General features: G+C 49.2%; 19 protein-coding genes. 15 read left to right on the forward strand and 4 right to left on the reverse strand.

From position 1 onward, the window contains the following. From ACY69O_RS03380 to ACY69O_RS03405, 6 genes are all read left to right on the forward strand, one after another. Window positions 1–1,651: ATP-binding protein (locus ACY69O_RS03380; RefSeq protein WP_462332061.1), on the forward strand; the 1,651-nt coding region annotated here is incomplete at its 5' end. Between the two features lie 18 nt (window positions 1,652–1,669). Next, the gene (locus ACY69O_RS03385) at window positions 1,670–2,008 is read left to right on the forward strand and encodes a DUF5665 domain-containing protein (RefSeq protein ID WP_462332062.1); all 339 of its coding nucleotides are present in this window, start codon (window positions 1,670–1,672) and stop codon (window positions 2,006–2,008) included. 137 nt (window positions 2,009–2,145) lie between these two features. After that, a complete protein-coding gene (locus ACY69O_RS03390) occupies window positions 2,146–3,225 on the forward strand; it encodes a GTPase (RefSeq protein WP_462332063.1) in 1,080 nt (359 codons plus the stop codon). Window positions 3,226–3,238: 13 nt separating this feature from the next. Then, complete coding sequence (locus ACY69O_RS03395; RefSeq protein ID WP_462332064.1) at window positions 3,239–4,309, forward strand: GTPase; 1,071 nt, start codon at window positions 3,239–3,241, stop codon at window positions 4,307–4,309. A gap of 32 nt (window positions 4,310–4,341) precedes the next feature. Continuing rightward, a complete protein-coding gene (locus ACY69O_RS03400; RefSeq protein WP_462332065.1) occupies window positions 4,342–4,557 on the forward strand; it encodes a DUF2905 domain-containing protein in 216 nt (71 codons plus the stop codon). A gap of 24 nt (window positions 4,558–4,581) precedes the next feature. Continuing rightward, entirely contained in the window at window positions 4,582–6,027 is a 1,446-nt protein-coding gene (locus tag ACY69O_RS03405) for an AsmA family protein (protein WP_462332066.1), read from the forward strand. Between the two features lie 63 nt (window positions 6,028–6,090). Here ACY69O_RS03405 and ACY69O_RS03410 read toward each other — a convergent pair whose 3' ends face one another. Then, the gene (locus ACY69O_RS03410) at window positions 6,091–6,912 is read right to left on the reverse strand and encodes a hypothetical protein (RefSeq protein ID WP_462332067.1); all 822 of its coding nucleotides are present in this window, start codon (window positions 6,910–6,912) and stop codon (window positions 6,091–6,093) included. A 176-nt stretch (window positions 6,913–7,088) separates the two neighbouring features. Between ACY69O_RS03410 and ACY69O_RS03415 the strand changes: the two genes are divergently transcribed. Beyond that, entirely contained in the window at window positions 7,089–7,997 is a 909-nt protein-coding gene (locus tag ACY69O_RS03415) for a radical SAM protein (protein WP_462332068.1), read from the forward strand. Between the two features lie 232 nt (window positions 7,998–8,229). Here the strand turns inward: ACY69O_RS03415 and ACY69O_RS03420 are convergent, their stop codons facing one another. Further along, complete coding sequence (locus tag ACY69O_RS03420; RefSeq protein WP_462332069.1) at window positions 8,230–8,970, reverse strand: hypothetical protein; 741 nt, start codon at window positions 8,968–8,970, stop codon at window positions 8,230–8,232. 532 nt (window positions 8,971–9,502) lie between these two features. Here ACY69O_RS03420 and ACY69O_RS03425 point away from each other — a divergent pair. Continuing rightward, on the forward strand, window positions 9,503–11,233 hold the full coding sequence (locus ACY69O_RS03425; protein ID WP_462332070.1) for an ammonium transporter: 1,731 nt from the start codon (window positions 9,503–9,505) through the stop codon (window positions 11,231–11,233). A gap of 180 nt (window positions 11,234–11,413) precedes the next feature. Then, window positions 11,414–12,412, forward strand: coding sequence for a hypothetical protein (locus ACY69O_RS03430; protein ID WP_462332071.1), 999 nt, complete (start codon window positions 11,414–11,416; stop codon window positions 12,410–12,412). A 36-nt stretch (window positions 12,413–12,448) separates the two neighbouring features. Here the strand turns inward: ACY69O_RS03430 and ACY69O_RS03435 are convergent, their stop codons facing one another. Further along, window positions 12,449–13,015 (reverse strand): hypothetical protein, encoded by a 567-nt coding sequence (locus ACY69O_RS03435; RefSeq protein WP_462332072.1) that lies wholly within the window; start codon window positions 13,013–13,015, stop codon window positions 12,449–12,451. A 422-nt stretch (window positions 13,016–13,437) separates the two neighbouring features. Between ACY69O_RS03435 and ACY69O_RS03440 the strand changes: the two genes are divergently transcribed. From ACY69O_RS03440 to ACY69O_RS03455, 4 genes are all read left to right on the forward strand, one after another. Beyond that, a complete protein-coding gene (locus ACY69O_RS03440; RefSeq protein ID WP_462332073.1) occupies window positions 13,438–15,141 on the forward strand; it encodes a methyl-accepting chemotaxis protein in 1,704 nt (567 codons plus the stop codon). A gap of 225 nt (window positions 15,142–15,366) precedes the next feature. Further along, a complete protein-coding gene (locus ACY69O_RS03445; RefSeq protein ID WP_462332074.1) occupies window positions 15,367–17,394 on the forward strand; it encodes an LTA synthase family protein in 2,028 nt (675 codons plus the stop codon). Further along, window positions 17,394–18,314 (forward strand): radical SAM protein, encoded by a 921-nt coding sequence (locus ACY69O_RS03450; RefSeq protein WP_462332075.1) that lies wholly within the window; start codon window positions 17,394–17,396, stop codon window positions 18,312–18,314. Before ACY69O_RS03445 ends, ACY69O_RS03450 begins: the two co-directional genes overlap by 1 nt. Before the next feature lie 238 nt (window positions 18,315–18,552). Beyond that, a complete protein-coding gene (locus tag ACY69O_RS03455) occupies window positions 18,553–20,019 on the forward strand; it encodes a nicotinate phosphoribosyltransferase (protein WP_462332076.1) in 1,467 nt (488 codons plus the stop codon). A gap of 259 nt (window positions 20,020–20,278) precedes the next feature. Here ACY69O_RS03455 and sstT read toward each other — a convergent pair whose 3' ends face one another. Continuing rightward, entirely contained in the window at window positions 20,279–21,532 is a 1,254-nt protein-coding gene (gene sstT, locus ACY69O_RS03460; protein WP_462332077.1) for a serine/threonine transporter SstT, read from the reverse strand. Between the two features lie 219 nt (window positions 21,533–21,751). Between sstT and ACY69O_RS03465 the strand changes: the two genes are divergently transcribed. Continuing rightward, window positions 21,752–22,639 (forward strand): NAD(P)/FAD-dependent oxidoreductase, encoded by an 888-nt coding sequence (locus tag ACY69O_RS03465; RefSeq protein WP_462332078.1) that lies wholly within the window; start codon window positions 21,752–21,754, stop codon window positions 22,637–22,639. Between the two features lie 100 nt (window positions 22,640–22,739). Further along, on the forward strand, window positions 22,740–23,083 hold a 344-nt coding region (locus ACY69O_RS03470), incomplete at its 3' end, for a hypothetical protein (protein WP_462332079.1).

Genomic DNA, 23,083 nt, shown 5'->3' on the forward strand with positions numbered 1-23,083 from the left:
TCAGAACCGCAAGGAGCATAAATTTGAAGAGGTGCTGCAGCTGAAGCAGCGCCTTATTGACGCGCTTTCAACCCAGTACGACGTGCTTCTTTATATCAACCCTGTTGAACACAGAATTTCCCTGATTGAAAATAATGTCACCACTGCAGGACGCGACAGACTGACGAGAATTTTTGACGGGCGTCTCTATGAGGAAAGCGTAAAAGAATACATCGACTTCTTCGTGGCCCCGGAGGATCGTGAAAGAATACGTATTGAAACCTCGCTGGATTATCTTCTTTCGCATATCGAGGAAGGTAAAAATTTCCAGCTCAAGTTCACGCTGATAAAGACTGCAGGGACACGCCATTATCTTATGCTTACATACGCGCATCTGAAGGATGCCGAGGGAAATGTTCATTTTGCATGCGGATTCCAGACCATTGATGCGGTAATGCGCGAGGAGCAGCGTAAACAGGCTGAGTTGAACGCGGCCCGTGAGGCTGCCGATGAGGCAAACAAGGCAAAGTCCAGGTTCCTCTTTAATATGTCCCATGATATCCGTACGCCGATGAATGCCATCATCGGTTTTACGAATCTTCTTCAGGAACACTTGGACGACAGGGAAACGGCGCTCGATTACATCAAAAAGATACAGTCGTCAAATGAGTTCATGCTTTCCCTCATAAATAATGTGCTTGAGATGGCGCGCATTGAAAGCGGCGAGGTTACGCTGGACGAGACGCCGACAGACTCGGTGGCGGTCATTCAGGAAATCTGCGCCGTGTTTGAGAGCCAGATGGAGGAAAAAGGACTTGAGTTCAAGCATTCATTTGATATAAAGCACCCGTTTATATGGATGGATGCCACAAAGATGCGCGAGGTAGTGCTTAATCTTATTAGCAACGCGTACAAATATACCCTTAAGGGCGGAAGCGTTATGCTCAGCGTCCGTGAGCTTGATTTCAAGGTTGGCGGAATGCCTGTTTATGAGATGAAGGTTTCCGATACGGGAATCGGCATTCCGAAGGAATTCCTGCCGCATCTTTTTGATGCTTTTTCCCGGGAAAAGACAACGACTCAGAGCGGTATACTGGGGACGGGGCTTGGACTGCATATTGTTCATGAGCTTGTGAAGCTTATGAGGGGAACTATCGATGTTTCCAGCGAGATGGGAAAAGGGACGACATTTATTATCCGTATACCTCACCGTATTGCGGAGACACCGAAGGTAACAAAGCAGAAGAGGAAAAAAGAGGCTGTGAATACGGATATTTTCCGCGGAAAACGTATTCTTTTGGCGGAAGATAACGAAATCAACGCTGAGATAGCCATAACGATTCTTGAGGATAAGGGCTTTAAGGTAGAGCTTGCTGAGGACGGCGTTATCTGTATCAACAAGCTGACAAAGGCAGAGCCGGGATATTACGACCTTATTTTGATGGATATTCAGATGCCTAATATGGACGGGTATCAGGCGACGAAGGAAATACGCGCCCTGTCAGACCCGGTCAAATCCGCTATACCAATAGTGGCAATGACGGCGAACGCTTTTAAGGAAGATATCGAGCAGGCTCTTTCCGTGGGAATGGACGGGCATATTGCGAAGCCTGTTGATGTTAAGGTCATGATGGATACGCTGGCAGAGGTCATGCAGCAGAAGCAGAGTTGACGGAAAGGCGGAGGAAAGATGTCTGTGCTCAAATGGAGGAACAAAAAAGAAGAGCATGCGGACTTGTCGGTCGATGACCTGAAAAAGCAGCTTGCTTCTGCAACAACAGAGATGAATGAGCTCATTGAGGCGCTCAATAATGTATTGTGGCTCCGCAACGACTGGAAGCGGTTCCTTTTCTACAACATTCTGACGGGAATCCTGCGCGGTCTCGGAATGGCCGTGGGCTCGACAGTGATTTTTGCCATTGTCCTCATTTTGCTCAGCCGCGTGATAGATATGAATCTGCCCCTTATAAGCGACTGGCTTTCTGTGTTTATTGATATGGTCGAGAAGAAGCGGGGAATTATGCAATGATATGAACAACGGCGGTGCTGCATGCATTGCCGTTGTTTTTGTATGTGCATTTTGCAGAACCTGTGCTTATTGAGAAAGAACGGCTTTCATGCTAGTATAGGTATAAACAGATGCATGGAAAAGGCGGTGACGGCTGTATGAGTCTTGAAAAAGAATTTAAGATGATTTTGCAGGAGCTTTCCTCCGAGGAAAATGCCTATGCGAAAATTGCCTTTGTGGGACAGCCCGGAGCCGGAAAGTCCAGCATTATCAACGCACTGCTGGGGCATAAGGCTGCCGCGACGGGACAGGGCACGGATATTACGAGAGAGGCGGCCGAGTACAGCTATTCCTTCCACCGTCTTGTCGACCTGCCGGGCTACGGCACGGACATGTTCCGTTTTCAGGACTGGAAGGAGCAGTTCAGGCCCGAACAGTATGATGTTTTTGTGTTCGTGTTCAGCGGAAAGCTGACAGGCGACGACGCGCGCATGCTGGAGGATTTGAAGGGATACGCGGAGAATCTTGACCGCCCGCGTCCCGTGTTTTTGGTGCGCAATCACGGTGAGGAGCTTGAAGATGAAGATCTTGACCGTGTGCGTGAGGACGTATATGCGCATCTCAATATGACGGAGAAGGACGCTCCTCTGTATTTTGTGGACTGTCGTTATAAGACAGGGCTGACGGCTCTTTCGGAGGCCTTCCGTGTTATGGACTACAGAAGCCTTTGGCATGACCGTGTGGAGAGCCATTTCTACAAAAAGTGCTACGATAAGCTTGAAATATGCCGAAAACGGGCACGTCAGGCAATTGACGGGCATAAGGTGGCTGCAGGCCTGAACGGAGCAAACCCGATTCCCGGGCTGGATATCGGGGTGGACATGGCGGTATATATGGATATGTTCAGCGATATCCGAAAGGCATACCATATCGGAGACAAGGATCTGTCCAGATACTCTGTTATGCCAATAGTTCGGCAGATACTGAACCTTGCAACGAAGAACGGACTCATGCTGCTTTTGAAAAACAGCGCGGGCAAGGTGTTTATGCAGAAAATATCCAAATATGTCCCGCTTATCGGAACCGCGGTGGCAGCGGGAATAGGCTACAGACTCTGCGAGTACGCGGGGGCGGAGTATGTGAACGACTGCGAGGAGGCGGCCGAAAAAATAATGGACGCACTCATGCGGGAGCAGGTAAAGGAATGGGAAAAGGATACACGGCTTTTGCTGATGTGAGGAGGATACAGAGATGGCGCTGACAGAGGAGATTTTGAACAACCTGAATCAGGCAAAAAAAGATATAGATGAGGAAATGCGCATCGCCCTTATCGGGCAGCCGGGAGCCGGCAAATCAAGTCTCATCAACCGCATAATGGGAAAGAAGATTTTCGAGACGGGAGTCCATACGGATACTACGGTGGAGGCCGACGAGGCAAAGCTGGACAAGCTCTATATAGTCGACCTGCCGGGCTACGGCACGTCACGGTTTCCGTTTGATGAATGGGTAGAAAAATTCCAGCCGCAGAATTACGACCTGTATATTTTCGTGTTTGCCGGAAAGCTGCACGATTCGGATACAAGAATGTTCCAGAGCCTTAAAATCTGGGCGGATAAACACGCCGGGCACCGTCAGCCGCTCTTTATCGTGCGCAACTTTGTGGATTCACTGTGGGACGAGGAAAAAACTCTTGATGAGCTTAAAGAGGAGGTAGTAGCTGACGTCTGCGGCAAGATGGGAGAGACAGTGCCTGTTTACTTTACCTCCTGCGCCCGTAATCCCGAGGGCATAGACGAGCTCAAGGAAGCCATAAAGAACGCAGACATACCGGGGGCGAAAAAATCCAAGTTCCTGCGGAACTTCCGCGCCACTACGCTTAAAGACCTTGAGGATAAGCGGAGAGACGCTCTTGTTAATGTGAAAAACTATGCCATTGCAGGGGCGCTGAACGGACTGAACCCTGTGCCGGGACTGGATATCAGCGTTGATGTGGGCGTAATGTGGAAGATGCTTTCGGACGTACGCGAATCCTTCGGCATAGACAGTGAAACGGAATCTAAGCTGCAGAAATATAAAATCATAGTGCCCGCGGCACGCAATGTTTTCGCGCTGATGGCGAAGGAGAGCGTAAAGAATTTCCTTGAGAAGGAAGCGGTAAACTTCCTGGGAAAAAATTTCTCCAAGTACGTTCCCTTTGTTGGACAGGCAACGGCGGCATGTGTGGGCTACGCCATGACCGTAGAGCTTGGAAAAAGATACGTGGAGGACTGCTATCAGCTTGCGCTTCGCATAATGGAAAAAATACTGGAGAATGAAAGATAAGTTTACCTGATTGGGGAAACGGTGGTGAAACGATGTTTCATGATTTCGGACGTACTATGATGGTGCTGGGCGGGGCGCTTTTTCTTATCGGCGCGCTCGTTCATTTTGGCGGAAAAATCCTGCCGCTGGGAAATCTTCCGGGAGATTTTCACTGGCAGAGCGGGAATACGTCCTTTTCTTTTCCGCTGGCAACAAGTGTTATATTGAGTATTGTGCTTACAATTCTTGTTAATTTGCTGTTTCGCTGAAGCCTTCGGTGGGGGTAGGGCGCCATGCGTATATGGGAGAACGTAAAATCACATAAGAAAGCGTATAAATACTCGCTGGGCACGGTTGTTATCGTTCTGCTGGCGGTTTTGGGTATTTTGCAGATGCTCAGCCGTGGCGCGGCATATATTTTCAATGCGGAAATGGAAAAGCAGACTCTGCTGCGGGGCACAATCCGTGTCGAGACTATTACGGCACATATCAACGGACACGTGTACTTTGAAAATCTCGAATGGCTAGATCCTACGGGAGAGCCTATTATGCTTGTCCCGAGCGGGGATTTTCATGTAAGGGTATGGGACGTTTTCACGAAGAACATCAAATCTACGACACTGCAGGAGCTGACACTTAATAATGCCGTATTCTGCGTTAAGCTTGACGAGAATATGAAGGTCGACTTTCTGAAGCAGTCGGAGGCTCTTGAAGAGCTTGGTGAACAGAAAAAGCTCGAAGAAGGCTGGGAGCAGAAGGTTAAAACCTACACTCCGGAAGAGCGCAAGCGGCGGGGAGAAGTAGAGCGGCGGGAAAGCAGAAGCAGGCTGGAAAAGCAGTTCAGAAACTTTGAATCCAGCGGTACTCATCTGAAGCTGAAGCTGGACTTTAACAAATGCAAAATGGAGCTTTTCGCCAAGGGGCAGCATTATCTGCTGAGTAATGTTGATATTAAAATGGATATTGATACCAACAAAACTGTGGATATAGATTTTTCCACAGGAACCTTCGGCGGCACAATGGTAGGCTCGGGCATGGCCATTGACGGTTACATTGACTTCACGGAAAAGCCCGTACCGCTGTGTGACATGAGTGTGCGGTTCAATGAGGTAAAGCCCTCATCTCTGGGCTTCGGCATGAATGTAAACGACCGTATGACGCTGAATACTCATTTCGACGGCCCGATAAGCGATCCTGACAGCTCAGGAACTGTGCATATGAAGGAGCTTCATATCCCGGGCTTTGATTTTTACGATATAAACGGGATAATCCATCTGGAAGAAGGAAAGCTCTTATTTGACAGAGTAGAAGCAACTGTATTCGGGGGAAGGCTGGTTGCGGACGGCGAATACGATTTTGATACGCGGACATACCTGATACGTGGGCACGGGTCGGAGCTGAAAGCCTCGGAGGGCCTGAAAAAATCGGGTTTGAATTGTCTTGTGGAGCTTGATATTGTGGTTGAGGGAGATTCCAATCCGAGGAAAACCGTGGTCAAAGGAGAGTTCGTTTCGGGCAAAGGAACATACAAATGGATTCCCTTCAAACGGCTGAGCGGAGTATTCCGAAGCGAATACAAGGACCTGCATTTCTGGAATGCAAGAATTGAGTTCTATGGGCTGACGGTGCAGACGCCAAAGCTGAGGGTAAAGGAAGGACATCTCACCATGGACCCCATAGATATGTATGATATGGAGGGAACGTATAAGCTCACCATACATCCGAGGATAAGAGAATAATAAATAAAAAGACGGAGATGCATTAGCATCTCCGTCTTTTAGGGGGAAAGAGGGGTGTGTATGTCATACAGCCGGGCAGGTGATATTCATGGCACCTGCCGGCATGCGGACAAGCTTGTTTATTGCAATGCTGTCAATGACCGCCTGCTTGATTTCCTTTGCGGTGGCCGTGGTACTGCGGCGTATTTCGTAGAAGATATGTGAACGCTCCTTAATGTCGAAGGACTGGGGCGTGTGAAGCTGCAGCTCAGCCTTCATACCGTCAGGTGTTTCAAGCTTTACGTTGATGCCCTGATAGAATTTTCCGCCCCACGCGTTGCGGAATTTCAGGATGCGCACGCCCTGCTTCTGAAGGGACGTGAGCACGTCGCGGACCATGCTTCCGTAATGCTTTTCGTCACTGACCACTGTATATCTGAGAGCATCAGAGATGCCGTCGGCGGCCTCTTTAAGAGAGACATTGTCCTCTTCGGCATCATCGGTTATCTTGCGGGCAAGACTGCGGCGCGATTTCAGACGGTTGTCGAGACCGCAGAGGCTGTAGACACCTCCTGCGGCTTTACGGAGAGCTCCGGTGAGGAACGGCTCTGCCTTGGCGGCGCGCAGAAGAAGCAGCACCGCGAGAAACGCTGCCGCGCTTTCACGCAGGAATATTGGCTGCATGGTTCTCTTGTCGGTTTCTACCGAGTAGGCCGATGCCAGCAGGAGATTTTCCTCTGCATCTGAATATATGCGCGGGGGCTGGAAGGGCAGGCATACAGCCGCGGTGAAAAGAACTGCAGCGGTCATCAGCCGTATGCTCATGCTCATCATGCCTTTCAATGGGGCTTCCGAAAAATGCGGAAGCGTATGTTTCAATTCGTTGATTTTTTCAGGAATGTTCAAGAAAATCGCCTCCATCAAAAATGATTGTGTTTATCAACTATTTGTATTCTACATGTTAATTCTCAATTTTATCTGAAAAGAATTTTCAATTGTTTCTAAGAAGAAACATTATTGATTTTTATAGATGAAGTGTGCTACAATAAATACAAATAATATAAAAGAGAGGATGAAGCCCCTTGTTCTTCGATAACTATGATACACCTGTTTTTCGTCCGCCAAGTGAGGCACGCAGTTTCATCCTGCGTGTGACACGAGGCTGTGCACACAATAAATGCAAATACTGCAATATGTATGAAGGAGTTCAGTTCCAGGTTCTTACCGAGGAAGAGGTTGACCGGCAGATCGAGCTGGCAGCAAAATTCAACGCGCGCGGGGTACGCCGCGTGTTCCTCGCAGACGGAGACGCACTTGTTCTTTCGACTGACCGTCTGCTGGCAATACTTAAAAAGCTCCGTGATACATTTCCGAATTTCGAGCGCTGCGCATCTTATGCCGCACCGAAGGACGTTCTCCGTAAATCTGTAGAGGAGCTCCGCCAACTGCGTGAAGCGGGACTTGAACTTCTCTATTATGGAATGGAGAGCGGAGATTCCGAAACGCTCAAGGCTGTTAACAAAGGCGTTGACGGAGAAGAGTCCATCGAGGTCGGCAAGCGCGTAAAAGCGGCCGGAATGAAGCTTTCCATGATGATTATTCTCGGCCTTGCGGGCCGTGAAGGTTCCAAGCGTCATGCTCTCGCGACGGCTAAGGCTATTTCCGAGATTAAACCGACCATGCTCGGAGCTATCTGCCTGATGCTTTACCGCGGAAGCGAGCTTAAAGACCAGTTCGAGCGCGGCGAGTTCAACCCGCTGCCTCCGGCAGGTCTCATGGAAGAGCTGCGCATGATTATCGAAAATGTTGAGCTTCCTGAAACGGATGAATGCATTTTCCGAAGCAACCATATTTCAAACTATGTTCCTCTTGCGGCAACACTGCCTCAGGACAAGGCGCAGCTTCTTGAGGATATTGATGACAGCATCGTTGAGCTGAAAAAACTCAAGGACTGGGACGTATATAACCACGATAAAATAGGACTTGCCTGATAGGAGCGTTTGCGACCGGCGGGCTTAGTCTAATTTATCCAGGGCTTTACGGGTGCTTGCCTGCCGCTGTAATGGCGGCAGCTTAGCGCCCGTTAGCATCGGGCAAATACGGTACATACTGATATATAGCCATACACTGACTGCCAAAGCATCCATACTGCTTTGGCGGTCTTTTATTTTTGCGCAAAAAAATACCTGCCGGTCAAATGACCGGCAGGATTGTAGGAGAATGTTACGCGCCGATATCAAGAGTCGATGCTTTAGGCGCGCTTTTTGCTGCCTGATAAGCCTGTTTTGCATGGTTCATGATAGTGGCGTTTACCTTCTGGAATGCGCTGGAGCCCAGTTTTGTTTCATTGCCGAAGTTGGAAACCTTCGTGAAGGAACGGGCCTTCGTCATACCGGAGCGGACATTTTCTGCGCCCATGGCATCCAGCTTTTTGAGATTCTGCTGGAATTTGCTGGAGCCGAGCTTCGTTTCGGTACCGAAGTTAGATACTTCAGTGTAGGAACGGGCACGCTGCATATACATGGACGTTTTCTGTTCGCCCAGCGTATTTGTTGTTTCCAGTCCGCGCTGGAATCTGCTCGTACCTAATCTGCTTGGGTCGGCGAAATTCTTCGCTGCCTTCATTGCTTCGGACGTCTTCTGATCGCCCAAAGAAATAGTTGTGTCGAGACCGCGCTGGAATTTGCTTGTGCCGATACGTTCGGGTGAAGCAATATCCTTTGCCGTCTTCATAGCCTCCGACGTTTTCTGCTCGCCGAGGCTGTTTGTCACTTTGAGTCCCTGACGGAACTTACTCGAACCAATCTTGGTTTCTGTACCAAAGTTGGATACACGCGAATAAGAAGCAGCGCGATCTGAATACATCGCGGTTTTTTCCTGTCCGAGCTTATCAATTTGACGATTGATTTGTTGGAACCGGCTGGTGCCGAAGTTGGCAGCGCCGGAGATTCCTGAGATACCCATGATGAAAACCTCCTTTTTTCGGGCTGCGCAATCCTTTGCGGGTCTTGCATGTATACCGTGTTTCGTAAAAATCCAATAGATTTTTCTACACTAAGTATACATCATTATCATTTGATTTTCAATGAGTTTTTGAAAGTTTTATAAGACTATCGGCCAACATGTTTTTTGTGGCACAAATTGTGTGAATTTGCCGAAATATTAACAATATGTAGTGTTATAAGATGAATTTTAGACAATAATCATGTAGGAAAATATCCCTATGAATTCGCAGCCGTTTCGAAACCCTTGATTTTTAGGGGAAAATTAAATATAAAAATTTTTGGAAAAAATTTGCTATAACATATTGACATAGTGTTGACGAAAGATTATTCTATACGCATAGATTCGAAGTGAGCTGCAGACACTTCAGTCGAATAAATATTGTGTGTATGAAACGACAATGACGTCGGCCGCGGGGTTTCCGCGCGCCGGCGTTTTCTGTTTTTCGGGAAGCTGCAAGGGTGCAGCCGATACACAGAGGAGATGAGCAATCATGAATGGAGTATATAGTTCGGCAGATACTATATGGGTACTGCTGGGTGCTGCATTGGTGTTCTTCATGCAGCCGGGATTTGCAATGGTTGAGACGGGACTTACCCGTGCGAAAAACGCAGGAAACATTGTCATGAAAAATTTCCTGGATTTTTCTCTTGGAACGATTGTCTTTTGGGTTTTTGGTTTTGGACTTATGTTTGGAACGGATATCGGCGGTATTATCGGCATGCCGGACCTGTTTATTTCAACCTGGGACGTTGAGAAGGGTACGGGCTATCCTTCAATGGCATATGTTATTTTCCAGACTGTTTTCTGTGCTACGGCAGCCACGATTGTATCGGGTGCTATGGCAGAACGTACTAAATTCTCGACATACTGCGTTTACAGCATTCTTATCAGTCTTTTGATTTATCCTGTTTCCGGTCACTGGATTTGGGGCGGCGGCTGGCTTGCAAATCTCGGGTTCCATGATTTCGCAGGCTCCACTGCGGTACACATGGTCGGCGGTATCTGCGCTCTCGTAGGTGCAAAAATGATTGGACCGCGAATCGGCAAGTACAACGAGGACGGCACGGTAAACGCTATTCCGGGCCACAGCCTGACGCTTGCTGCTCTCGGTGTTTTCATCCTCTGGTTTGCATGGTTCGGATTCAACGGATGCTCCACGGTATCCATGACAGGTGATGAAACCCTTATTTCTGCAGCAACGATTTTTGTTACGACGAATATGGCTGCTTCCGCGGCTACAGCTACTGTAATGGCTATTACATGGATTCGTTACGGCAAGCCTGATGTTTCCATGACGCTGAACGGTGCTCTTGCAGGTCTTGTTGCAATCACGGCAGGCTGCGATCTCGTAAGCGTTCCCGGTGCATGTATTATCGGTGTTTTGGCCGGTGCCGTTGTAATCTTCGCTGTTGAATTTATCGACCAGAAGCTGAAAATCGACGATCCTGTCGGCGCTGTTTCCGTTCACGGTGTATGCGGCGCTCTCGGTACTATTCTTACAGGCTTGTTTGCGGTAAAGGACGGATTCTTCTACACGGGCAATCCGCAGTTCCTCCTCATTCAGACGCTTGGTGTTGTCAGTGTTATCGCGTATGTCGGTATCGCAATCACGGTTGTATTCGGTATTCTGAAAGCTACTATGGGCCTTCGTGTTACACCGAAGGAAGAAATCGCAGGTCTTGATTTCGAGGAACACGGTCTTGCTTCTGCTTATGCGGACTTCATGCCTGTTCCTGAGCTGCCGGGTTCCACATCGGCTCCTGCTCCGGTCGGCGCGCCTGTTGCCCCGGCTGTAGAGACTGCTGTGGCTGCGCCGTCTGCCGGAATAGCGAAGGCCGCGCTGCCTGAAGGCGCTCACCCGATATCCTGTGTTTCGATAATAACCTCCCGCGAGCGTTTTGAAAATCTCAAGACTGCTCTTGAGGCAATCGGCATTACGGGCATGACGGTTACACAGGTGCTGGGCTATGGCATACAGAAAGGCCATACGGAGCTTTATCGTGGTGCTGAGGTTGCTTCCAGACTTCTGCCCAAGCTCCAGATTGATATTGTTGTATCCGCGATTCCGCCTGAAAAAATCATCGCGGTTGCTAAAAAGGTTCTTTACACAGGTCACTACGGCGACGGCAAGATCTTCATTTCTTCGGTGGACAACGTCGTAAAAATCCGTACGGGCGAGGAAGGCTTTGACGCTCTGCAGGACAAGCCTATCCAGGCATGATGATGGGTTCTCTCTTTGCGAATCCATAAAGGGTTCGCAAAAATCTCTCTATATTCTATATCCGCAAAAAGCGCTCCGAAAGGGGTGCTTTTTGCTGTCTTTTAAGAGGATTTTCAGACTTTACGGCGAATATGTTATTGTTGTATATTTATTGAAAGAAATTTTGAAGCAGACTGTGGGGTGAGGGCGACGACGATAAAGGAGCTGCCCAAGGAAACGTATAAAATTATAGCGGTATGTCTGGCTGCGGCAATCCTGATTATGTTTTTTATGCTCGTATCAGGTTCCTTCGGAGATGACAGCGGAACGACAACAATGACATCGGTGACGGTTTTGGCGGTTATAGCAGGAATGGCATATCTTGCGAGATTTTACTGGTTTTATGAAGAGCCTGAGCCAGGAGTCCGCGTTGCGCCGGAGCTTCCAAAGAGACCTGAGCCGTCCTTTGATCTTTCCCTGATTGAATATGACCGCAGTATGCTGTATGAGTCCGTGGATACACTTCTGACACTGGCAGAGCAGCAGTCGGACGCTGATAAGATTCTGTCATACGCTTATTACAAGGCGGCATTGGACAGAGCGGGAGACAAAAACGACAGATGGAATGTCCTTTTTCAGCTCGCCAGCGCTCTTGACCGCGACAATGCAGTGGAGGCTATGCATTATGCTCATTCCTCCCTCGGCTATGCTCAGACTCCGCAGCAGGTAGGAAGCAGCTTCGGGCTTATCGGCCTCATGCACTGGAAGAAAGGCGAGTATGAGGAAGCGTATGAATGCGCGGTAAAGGAAGCGGAGCAGTTCGAAGAGCTTAACCCCGATATACGATTCTACGAAAAACAGTTCAGCGCCGTGGCAAAGGCGGGCGACTGCCAGTGGGCAATATATCAGTCCGAGCCGCCTATGTCGCCCCTGCGTCAGGAGGCATGGCAGCTTGCGCGTATCACATTTGATAGGGCGCTGTCGCTGGCGAATAACCGCAATCTCTGGGACGTACACCTTCACTATGGCACTACCTGCAACTATCTGGCGAGACTCTGTGAATTCCTTGCCTATTACATGCGCAAGCAGGAAAGCGAGTCACAGGCTCTTGAATGGGAACGCCGTTCGAGAAAATATAAAAAGCAGTCGCATATCAGCGAAGCATCATTGGAAAGTGCGCTTGTTGAGCGTGAATATTAAAAATCCGCGGCATTTGCCGCGGATTTTTCTGCTTTTTTATTGCTTTTTATCAGCCTTGACTGCGGTTTCGCTGTCGCGTATTGCAGCAATAGCTTTTGAGGTGAAATTTCCTATTTCCCAGTGGAGCTGCTGCGTACCGTTTCTGATGAGCTGACGGTTTATTTCAGGCCTGAAGGACTTGTCCAAAAAGCGCTTTTGAATCGCGGAGACCTTGAGATTCTTCGGGGAGGTATTCTGCGAGCGCATGGTTTCGGTGATGAGCAGAACAAGCGCCGCCGCGGTAGGGAGAAGGCAGGCGAGCTCCTGGGATACCGTTGGCGATGCGGGCATGGCAGGCAGTTCTTTTAATGAAAGAAGATGAATAAAGCCTTCATTTGCTCCTGCGGCTATGACTGCCTCCGGGGACAGAATACCTTCTGCTTCCGCATGATAGAGAAGCCCTGCTGCCGCCCAACCGTCTGCAAGCTCATCGTGCCCGCGCATGCCTGCAAAGGCACGCATAACGTAGGAGAGGTGCAGCGCACGTATTTTCAGCTCCTCTGAGGGAGCTGAGTCATGAAATATTTTCAAAGCATCTGTATATGAAGGGAATGTAGCAAGCAAAGCAATACTCCTTTCCTCTGTGCGGTCATGATAAACAGCATAATCTTATACGCAAAGTATGTTTTCTGAATGAGTATATCATAATTCGGCAGGCAATAGGTGGATTTGCCCAACATCTTTAGAAATTCGACAAAAAACTTAAAAATCCTTTTATCGTGCGGAAACTGTACGGACATAGGAAGAAAAAATCATATGCAGGAAAAATGACCTATATAAAAATATGAAAAATGAATTTTTGCGAGAAAAATATCGGGACTTTATGGGAAAAAGGTGGTATTGAAAATGTCGCAAAATTATAACTATAATAAGCTTAGGTATAGCTATACACGTGTGTGTGTTTTATTCTCTGAGTCCGAATGATTGGATATCGGTTAAGAGCGGTATAGCGGAATATTGGGTTCATGTAAGAGGGGGTAAAAGGAATGAACAATGTAAAGGTGGCGTACAAAATCCTGCTGCTGGTTCTGATTGCTTTCCTTGGAATGGCAATCATCGGATTCCGCGGCTGGTCGTCACTCTCCAAGGCCGGAGACGGAATGGAAGTTATGTATTCCCAAAAGCTGCAAGCCATTCGAATTCTGGGCGATGAGATTGACGCAATGCGAGTCATTCAGGTAAGAACGTACCAGGCAATCGCTGATCCTCCGCGTGCTACAGAGGTTATCTCAGGCGCGAAAAAGCAGATTGCAAAATATGAGAAAGACTGGGCAGAGTACGAAGCTATCGCTAACAAGCTTCCGGAAATGCAGGGCCCTGTAAAAGAAGCCAAGGCTAACTGGGACCGCTACCGCAAGTCCATGGAAACTGTTATGTCCATTGCAGCAACAGGACAGTCCCAGGACGCTCTTGCAGAATACAATCGCACCGCAAAGAAAGAAACGGCGGATTTGCGTGATAAGCTGAACAACCTTCTGAAGGTTGCGGAAGAAAATGCCGCAAAAATCAACAACGAGAATCAGTCCGAAAACCGCGGCGCAATCATGTCCATGGTTGTAATCACAGTTGTTGCCGTTGTCATTCTGGTTATCCTGGGCGTTATGCTCATCAAGGCTATTACCAGCCCGCTCAATGATATGATTGCTGACTGCGTCAAGCTCAAAGACGGCGATTTCCGTATGGAGAAGAGAGATATTGACCGTGGCGATGAGTTCGGTGATGCTCTCCGCGCTTTGACAGGAATGCGTGAATCTCTCAATAAATTTATGCGTCGTATTGCTGAGTCCAGCGAACAGATTGCGGCTTCCTCCGAAGAGCTCACAGCGAACTCCTCCCAGACCGCAAAGGTTTCCATGCAGGTTGCCGAATCCGTATCCGACGCCGCAAACGTCGTAAGCGATCAGCAGACAGCTGTTGACGGCGGTAACGAAAAGGTTTCCATGATTTCCGCATCTGTTGACGAAATGCGCAATCAGGCAGAGCTCGTTGCAAGAAATTCCGCATCGGCTGCAGAAGAAGCTGCAAACGGCCGCGGTGCTATCGATTCCTCTGTTGTGCAGATTAAAAATGTTGAAACAACAGTTACCGATACGGCTGCTATCGTTGATAAACTCGGCGAGCGCTCCAAAGAAATCGGTACTATCGTTGATACGATTTCCGGTATCGCAGGTCAGACAAACCTCCTGGCACTCAACGCTGCTATCGAGGCAGCCCGTGCAGGCGAGCATGGCCGCGGCTTTGCAGTCGTAGCCGAGGAAGTCAGAAAGCTTGCTGAGCAGTCCCAGACTGCAGCACAGCAGATTGCTGATTTGATTGGTACAATCCAGAACGATACAACCAGTGCGGTTGCGTCCATGCAGGAAGGCCGTACGGCTGTTATCGAGGGCGCTCAGTCCGTTGAAGGACTCCGCGATGTATTTGACAGCATCAAGAACAACATCGATGAGGTTTCCAATAAGGTTGAGACTATGTCCCGTGCTGTTGCAGGTGTAGCACAGCAGGCTGAGGGCATTGCTCAGGAAATGAATGCTATTGATGACGGGGCAAAGAAGGTTTCCGACCAGATGCAGACGGTGTCCGCATCTACGGAAGAGCAGTCCGCATCGGCAGAGGAGATTGCATCTGCAAGCGATGCTCTTGCTCAGCTGGCACAGGATTTGCAGCTTGCACTCCAGAGATTCAAATTCTGATAAGGTTAAACTTATTCAGGGGGAGTCTTGGCACCTGTTAGCATCGGGTACAGATTTCACAGCGGTGGCGCGAAAGCGTCACCGCTTTTTTCTTGCCAAAGTTTCTTCCCATACGTTAAAATGGAAACTGGTGTATCGGCACAATGATAATGTCTTAAATCAAGGTTTACCATAGATAAACTTTTGGTGTCAGTACACCGGATTCAAAAAGGGGGAAGAAAAAGCGTGCGGATTGACCAGCATGCGGAAGGCGGGGTTTTCCGCCAGCCGGGAGAAAATTTATTTTTGGAAGCAGAGCGGGGGCTGAAGGTATATTTAGTATACGTTTTGGTCCTTTCTCTTTTTCGTATTTTATTTATAGCAGGAATGACGGATTATATGCTGCCGGAAACGGGAACGGGTGATGTCCTGACGGCCCTGTGGCGAGGGTTCCGCCTCAGTATGCAGACTGCTGGAGGCTTTACCCTTGCGGTGTTTGCTCTGCCGGTGCTTTTGGCGTTTGTCTCCAAGACTGCGGCAAAGTATGTGCTCAGGTTCCTTCACGGAGTCGGGCTTCTGATTTTATCCGTCGGATTCGTCGGGCGTTTTCCGTACTATCAGCAGTTTCATTCGGGTTATAATCAGCTCCTGTTCAACACGGGAAATGATGATATGTGGGCGCTCTTTCTGTCGCTGGTCGCGGAGTTTAATCTGCCCCTCCGTTTCGCCGGAGCCTGCCTGTTGGCGTTTGTACTGTGGAAGGTAACATGCGCCTTTATAGAGTGGGAGCTTCCTCTGCCGTCTTTGGGCGGTTCGGCACTTTGGATAAGCCGTGGAATCACGGCGTTGGTGATATATCTTCTGGTACAGCTTTCGATTTTCGGAGGAAGTCTCGGCTGGGAGACTGCCGTTGACTGGGAAAACGCGGGAATTACAAAAGACCCGTTTTTAAATGAAGCGGTGCTTGACGACGCTCAGGCAGTTTACCGCGGCTACACCATGAACCACAGACTCCTTGCCTGCAACGGGCTTGATTTTACAACTGATGAGGTTAAAAGACTTGCGGCAAAGCTCGCAAACCGCCCTGCGGATACGGACGATTTGGACGTTTACCTTACCCGCACGGCACAGGGCAGCAAGCTTGAAACACCGCCGAAGCATATTTTCGTAATCATAGGAGAGAGCTTCGCCAACTGGCCGATTCTTTCGAAGTATGAGAGCCTGCATATCGCGGACGGTATGCGTGAAATTATTAATGGCGCAAACAGTGCCTACTGCAGCTCATTCCTGCCAAACGGCGGCGCTACGGTATCGGCGGTCACGGGTATTACGACCGGACTCGCGGACGCGAATCTCTATCTGACGACTATGCCGGAGGCCTTTGCAGGGCCTTATTCCACGGCGCCTGCGCCACAGTTCAAGGAGCTTGGCTATACAACGGAATTTTGGTATGCCGGCCCCGCGTCGTGGGAGCGTATAGGTGCTTTTGTAAAGGCACAGGGCTACGACCGCTTCTACAGCGAGGGCGATTTCGGAGATGTTTCCAGAAGCGTTTGGGGTGTTGATGACGAATACCTTTACGCGGAGATTTTGAAAAGGATAAAACCTGATGAGCAGGGACTGCACGTTATTTTGAACGTGTCGAACCATTCTCCCTATGGCATTGACCTGGAAAAGAAGGGCTTTGACAAGGAGTCCGTACGAAAGGCTCTGCCGAAAAAATCTCAGGACGACGAGGAGCTTCTGCGTGAGCTTGGCCATTACTGGTATGCTGACAGGGAGCTTGCCAAGTTTATAAAGGAAGCAAAAAAGAAATACCCCGACAGTCTCTTTGTCATTATCGGAGACCATGCTGACAGATACAATATCCAAAAAACGCCGTCCACCTATGAAAGATTTACCGTGCCTTTCATAATAACGGGCAAGGGCGTTCGCCAGTACATGCTGCCTGAGCAGGCGGCAGGCAGTCAGATTGATGTCATGCCGACAATTATTGAGCTTATCGCGCCGAAGGGCTTTAAATATCACGCGCTTGGGCAGAGTCTCACGAAAAACACAAAAGGTGTCAATTATATGCTTTGGGTTACTGCGGACGCCATAGGAAAAGCGGACACTGTACCGCTTGTACCTGAGAGCTTTGACGGCAGGAGCACGCCGCCCTCTATAAATGAAGAAGCTATGCAGGATTATATCAACGCCATACGCAGCATCTCATGGTACCGTGCGAAATACGGCCCGATTCTGGACGAATCGAAATTAGTAGGAAGAGAATGATGGAACTTAAAATAAATGAGCTCGCGCACTGCACTCTCTGCCCCCGTGCCTGCGGAGTAAATCGTCTGGCAGGGGAGCGCGGCTATTGCGGAGCAGTTGGAGAGAAAGTTGATATTGCCCTTGTTTCCCTTCACCCGTGGGAAGAACCGTGTATTGCAGGGAAAAACGGTGCAGGAACGGTTTTCTTTTCACACTGCAGTCTGCGCTGCGTATTCTGCCAGAACTCGGAAATATCAAGTGAGGGAAAGGGAATTGCCGTAGAGGTGCCGCGCCTTGCCGAGATTTTTTTGGAGCAGCAGGAACGGGGAGCGGCAACCCTTGACCTTGTGACACCTACACATTATGCGCCGCAGATTGCTGAAGCCCTGCGGATTGCAAAGAGAAACGGACTCGCGGTTCCCGTTGTCTGGAACTCCGGCGGATATGAGACGGAGGAGCTTATTGATGCCCTTGACGGGTTTGTAGATGTGTATCTTCCTGATATGAAGTACATTGATAAGGAAAGCGCTGCCCGTTATTCCCACGCGGAGGATTATTTTGAAAATGCGGAAAAGGCGCTCCGGGCCATGGTGCAGCAGACAGGCGCGCCGAAGCTTGACGCCGAGGGTGTAATGCAGAGAGGCGTTCTGGTGCGTCATCTTGTTTTGCCGGGCCGCAGAAAAGAAAGCATGCGTATTATCGACTGGCTTTGGGAAACCTTCGGGGACAATGTCCTGCTGTCACTGATGAACCAGTACACACCCCTTTACCATGCGAAGGATTATAAGGAAATCAACCGCACACTCACAACATTTGAGTATGATTCGGTCACAGACCATGCGGCAGAACTTGGCATAGAGCACTGCTACGTGCAGGAGGGAAAAACGGCATCAAAGAAGTATGTTCCGTGTTTTGACTTCAGGGGAGTAAGAAAGTGCTGAAAGCCGTGCTGTCGGTTCTTTTTCCGTCATGCTGTGTCAAAATGCTCTCGACGTAGCGTTGATGCTGCGCCGTCGAGCGTTTTTCCTTGCCTGACGAAAAAATTCCTCGACAGAAGTAAGGCTAAATATATATTGTTGTCATTGACAAGACAGTGGCATAGTGCTAACCTTGTAAAAACACACAGAGTCATACACCCCCATGTATGGGTGCGGCCTCTGCAAAGCTGGAGGAATGGATATGGCACAACATGCTGAACGCAACATCACTATGGTGATGGATTTTTATGAGATGACAATGGCTAACGGCTATTTTCAGAACGAAAAAAATCCGCGCAAAGTAGTTTTTGACGTGTTCACACGTAAAAATCCTGATGGCGGCGGATATTCTATATTTGCAGGTCTGGAGCAGGTAATTGAGTATGTGGAGAATCTGCATTTCAGTGCAGAGGACGTTGAATATTTTCGTTCACTGAACCAGTTCCCGGAGGAATTTCTTCAGTATCTTGAAAATTTCCGTTTTCACGGAGATGTTTACGCATTCCCTGAGGGTACTGTCATGTATCCGAATGAGCCGTGCATCACGGTGGTCGCGCCTCTTATCGACGCGCAGCTCGTTGAGACGGCTATTCTTGCGCAGGTCAACCATCAGTCGCTGATTGCTACAAAGACGAACCGTATCGTACAGGCGGCGCAGGGCCGGGCGGTATCGGATTTCGGGGCAAGACGCGCTCATAACATGGACGCTGCGGTCTATGGCGCGCGTGCCGCATTTATAGGCGGTGCAGTGGGCACGGCCACAGTCCTTGCGGGACAGCAGTTCGGCATACCTGTCAGCGGGACAATGGCCCACAGCTGGGTAATGTACTACGGAAGCGAGTTTACAGCCTTCCGTAAATACGCGGAGTGCTATCCTGATAACACGGTTCTTCTTTTGGATACATATGACGTTCTTCATTCGGGCGTGCCCAATGCAATCCGCACAGCAAAGGAAGTCCTTGAGCCCATGGGAAAACGACTCAAGGGAATCCGCATCGACTCCGGAGACCTTGCGTACCTCTCAAAACGTATCCGTACGATGCTTGATGAAGCAGGGCTTGAAGACTGCAAGATTATCGTATCGAACTCTCTGGACGAATACACAATTTCGTCCATTCTTGCCCAGGGCGGCCGTATTGACAGCTTCGGCGTAGGCGAAAGACTTATAACATCAATGAGCGATCCTGTATTCGGTGCTGTTTATAAAATCTCCGCCGTGGAGCAGGATGGCAGATTTGAACCGCGCATGAAAATCTCTGAAGCGGTGGAAAAAATCACAAATCCCGGCAGGAAACAGGTCTACCGCATTTATGACGAAAAGGGACAGGCCGTCGCGGATATGCTGGCAAACGCCGAAGAAACGGTTGATTTCACGAAAGCTTACCGCTACATAGACCCGGAGCAGCCGTGGAAGGAACGCTCCTTTGACGGATTTACGGCGAAACCGCTTCAGCAGCTCGTCATGAAGGACGGCAAGCGCTGCGCGGAGCTGCCGGGTCTTAAAGAAATTCAGCAGTACGTAAAAGATCAGCTTGAAAATGAAATCTGGCAGGAGGAGCAGCGCTTCGAAAATCCGCACCGTCACTATCTTGATATGACGCCTGCGTATTACGAAATGAAGATGAAGCTTCTGGACAAGCTGAGCAACCATAAAAGAGGAAAGATTTAAGAACCAAATATCCTTGCCTTCTCCTTTAGGAGAAGGTGGGCCCGTAGGGCTCGGATGAGGTGTACACCCAAAATGCCACTATGTAGGCTAAATAGTGATAGCTCGCTGTGTACCTCATCCACCGCTGACGCGGTCCCCAGCCGATATGCCACTGGCATACCGACTCCCTTAAAGGGGAATGCTTTTATAACAGCATGGCGGAAAAAGACAAAAGAAGGACCCCCGTTGTTCGCGCAACGGGGGTCCTTCGTTATGGATTTTATGCTCTCGCCTTCGGAATCATATCCTCGGCTGTAAGGGAGCCGTTCTTGGCACGTTCTGCGAACTCGGCAGTAGCCGTGAACAGAACGTCACTGGAGCTGTTGAGCGCTGTTTCGCAGGAGTCCTGCAGAACGCCGATGATGAAACCGACGCCGACAACCTGCATTGCGATATCATTGCTGATACCGAAGGAAGAGCACGCAACAGGAATCAGAAGAAGTGAACCGCCTGCGACACCGGAAGCACCGCAAGCACCTACAGTGGAGATGATGCAGAGCAGAAGCGCCGTCGGCATATCAACATGAATGCCCAGTGTGTGAGCAGCAGCCAGAGACAGAACAGCAATAGTGATTGCCGCGCCAGCCATGTTGATAGTAGCACCAAGCGGAATGGAAATCGAGTATGTATCCGGGTTCAGACCGAGGCGTCTGCAAAGTGTCATGTTGACAGGAATGTTAGCCGCGGAGCTGCGCGTAAAGAAAGCATAGATTCCGCTTTCACGGAGCGTAGCAAGAACAAGAGGATACGGATTGCGGTGCAGCTTGAAGAACACGAGAAGCGGGTTCATTACAAGAGCAACAAAGAAGAATGCGCCCAAAAGGACAACCAGAAGCTTCGCATATCCGAGAAGCGCATCAAGACCGCTTGTGCCGATTGCATCAGCGACAAGACCCATGATACCGAAAGGAGCGAAACGGATTACCCACTGAACTACCTTTGTAACTGCTGCCGCAACGTCCTTGAGGACGGATTTAGTATCATCATCAGCACTGTGCAGAGCAACACCCAGCAGTACTGCCCATGCAAGAATACCGATGTAGTTAGCGTTTGTAAGAGCATGAATCGGATTGTCAACGATGTTCATGATAACATTGTGAAGAACCTCGACAATGCCGGACGGCGGAGTAATCTTAGCGTCCGCAATCTGGAGTTTGAGCTCCGTCGGGAAAAGGAAGGAAGCAGAAACCGCAACGAGAGAAGCAAGGAATGTGCCGATAACATAAAGCGTGACAATCGGCTTCATGGAGTCGCTTGCGTCTGCGTTTTTCTGCGCCATAGCATTCATGACAAGGACGAAAACAAGAATAGGAGCAACGCCCTTGAGCGCCTTTACGAATAAATCACCAAAAATCTTGACTGCAGGGACAGCCTGTGGAACGCCGACTGCGATTGCAATACCGATTATAAGTCCGACGGCGATGAGTTTTATCAGAGCCGTCTCCTGATACCATCTACCAAAAGAACCTAACAATAGAAACCTCTCCCTTTGAGAAAAATTAAATAATGACCTTGTTTAGTATACAGTAAGTGGACATTTGTTGCAATAGTCTATACTGGACTTTTTGCGTAAATGTTTTTCTGTTAAGCAAAATTATATAGAAATTCCTTGATATATCGGGCGTCATGAATGTGACAAAATCACGGAGAAATTAGGCTTTCGGCGTTATAATACGTCCATGAGGTGAGAACATTGAAAAAGCTGGTTAAAGATATTTTAATAATGGGCGCGGGGCCTGCGGGCATATCAGCGGCACTTTACGCGGTGCGTGCGGGAGCAGACACCGTCGTTGTTTCAAACGGCATGAGCGCTCTTGGCAAAGCCGAGAAAATAGAGAATTATTACGGATTTGCGGAGCCGATAAGAGGGGAAGAGCTTCTGAAAAACGGAATTGCAAACGCAAAACGCCTTGGAGTCCATCTGGAAGAGACAGAACTGCTTTCTGTCCGCATGAACGATACTTTGAATGGTTTTATCGCTGAAACGAAAAACGGAAGCATAGAAGCAAAAGCCGTTATCCTTGCGGCAGGTGCTGCGAGAGTGACGCCGAAGCTGAAAGGCATAACAGAGCTGGAAGGTCATGGTGTCAGCTACTGTGCCGTGTGTGATGCATTCTTTTATAGAAAGAAAAAAGTCGCGGTCATAGGAGCGGGAGATTATGCACTGCATGAAGCATCGGTTCTTCTGCCGCATGCTGAAACGGTGGCGCTGCTGACAGACGGAGAAGACGTGCCGGAGTCAGCGCCTGACGGTCTTGAAGTTATAACGAAAAAGCTCGAGGCGGTGGAAGGAAACGGAAAAGTAAGCGGAGTGCTTTTTGAAGACGGAAAAACGCTTGAGGTCGACGGCGTGTTCATTGCTATCGGTACTGCGGGCAGCAGTTCTATTGCACGCACCATGGGACTCATGCTGGACGGAAACAATATTAAGGTCGATACGCACATGGCGACGAATATACCGGGGGTCTTTGCGGCAGGCGACTGCACGGGAGGACTTCTGCAGATTGCAAAGGCTGTTTATCAGGGAGCGGAAGCAGGGCTTTCTGCTGTAAAATATTTGCGGAGCAACGTGAAAGAGTGACAGTTTCCGTGCACAGGTTGAATTGAAAAATGGTATAATACAAATACAAAGAAAAACGCGAGCAATGCAAACATAATATATATTTAGGAGGATGAATGGAATGACACCGGATGTAAAAGATTGGATGAAAGGTCTTGTAAAAGAAATCGTTGATGCACCGTCCTGCTGCAAAGAGCTTAAGCCAGTTGCTGAGGAATGGCTCGCAAAATGCGACACGGACGAGCTTATGGCTGTAACGAAGAAGCTTCTTGAGGAACTGAAGCAGGACGTCAACACCATCGACCAGACCATTGCATTCATGGACTCGGATGCTGCGAAGAAAATGTTCGGCGAGGAGAAGGCTGCAGAGATGAAGAAGCAGTCCGAGGCAGCTAAAGCTGAGGGTGAGACGTACTGCACATGCCCCGCTTGCAAACCGGGCGGCGTGCTCTTGATACATGAAGA

It is taken from the genome of Schwartzia sp. (in: firmicutes), assembly GCF_978017985.1.

Coding starts and splice junctions, on each gene's coding strand:
- ACY69O_RS03385 (WP_462332062.1), top strand. CDS start 1,670: ATGTCTGTGCTCAAATGGAGGAACAAAAAAGAAGAGCATGCGGACTTG.
- ACY69O_RS03390 (WP_462332063.1), top strand. CDS start 2,146: ATGAGTCTTGAAAAAGAATTTAAGATGATTTTGCAGGAGCTTTCCTCC.
- ACY69O_RS03395 (WP_462332064.1), top strand. CDS start 3,239: ATGGCGCTGACAGAGGAGATTTTGAACAACCTGAATCAGGCAAAAAAA.
- ACY69O_RS03400 (WP_462332065.1), top strand. CDS start 4,342: ATGTTTCATGATTTCGGACGTACTATGATGGTGCTGGGCGGGGCGCTT.
- ACY69O_RS03405 (WP_462332066.1), top strand. CDS start 4,582: ATGCGTATATGGGAGAACGTAAAATCACATAAGAAAGCGTATAAATAC.
- ACY69O_RS03420 (WP_462332069.1), bottom strand. CDS start 8,970: ATGGGTATCTCAGGAATCTCCGGCGCTGCCAACTTCGGCACCAGCCGG.
- ACY69O_RS03425 (WP_462332070.1), top strand. CDS start 9,503: ATGAATGGAGTATATAGTTCGGCAGATACTATATGGGTACTGCTGGGT.
- ACY69O_RS03440 (WP_462332073.1), top strand. CDS start 13,438: ATGAACAATGTAAAGGTGGCGTACAAAATCCTGCTGCTGGTTCTGATT.
- ACY69O_RS03450 (WP_462332075.1), top strand. CDS start 17,394: ATGGAACTTAAAATAAATGAGCTCGCGCACTGCACTCTCTGCCCCCGT.
- ACY69O_RS03455 (WP_462332076.1), top strand. CDS start 18,553: ATGGCACAACATGCTGAACGCAACATCACTATGGTGATGGATTTTTAT.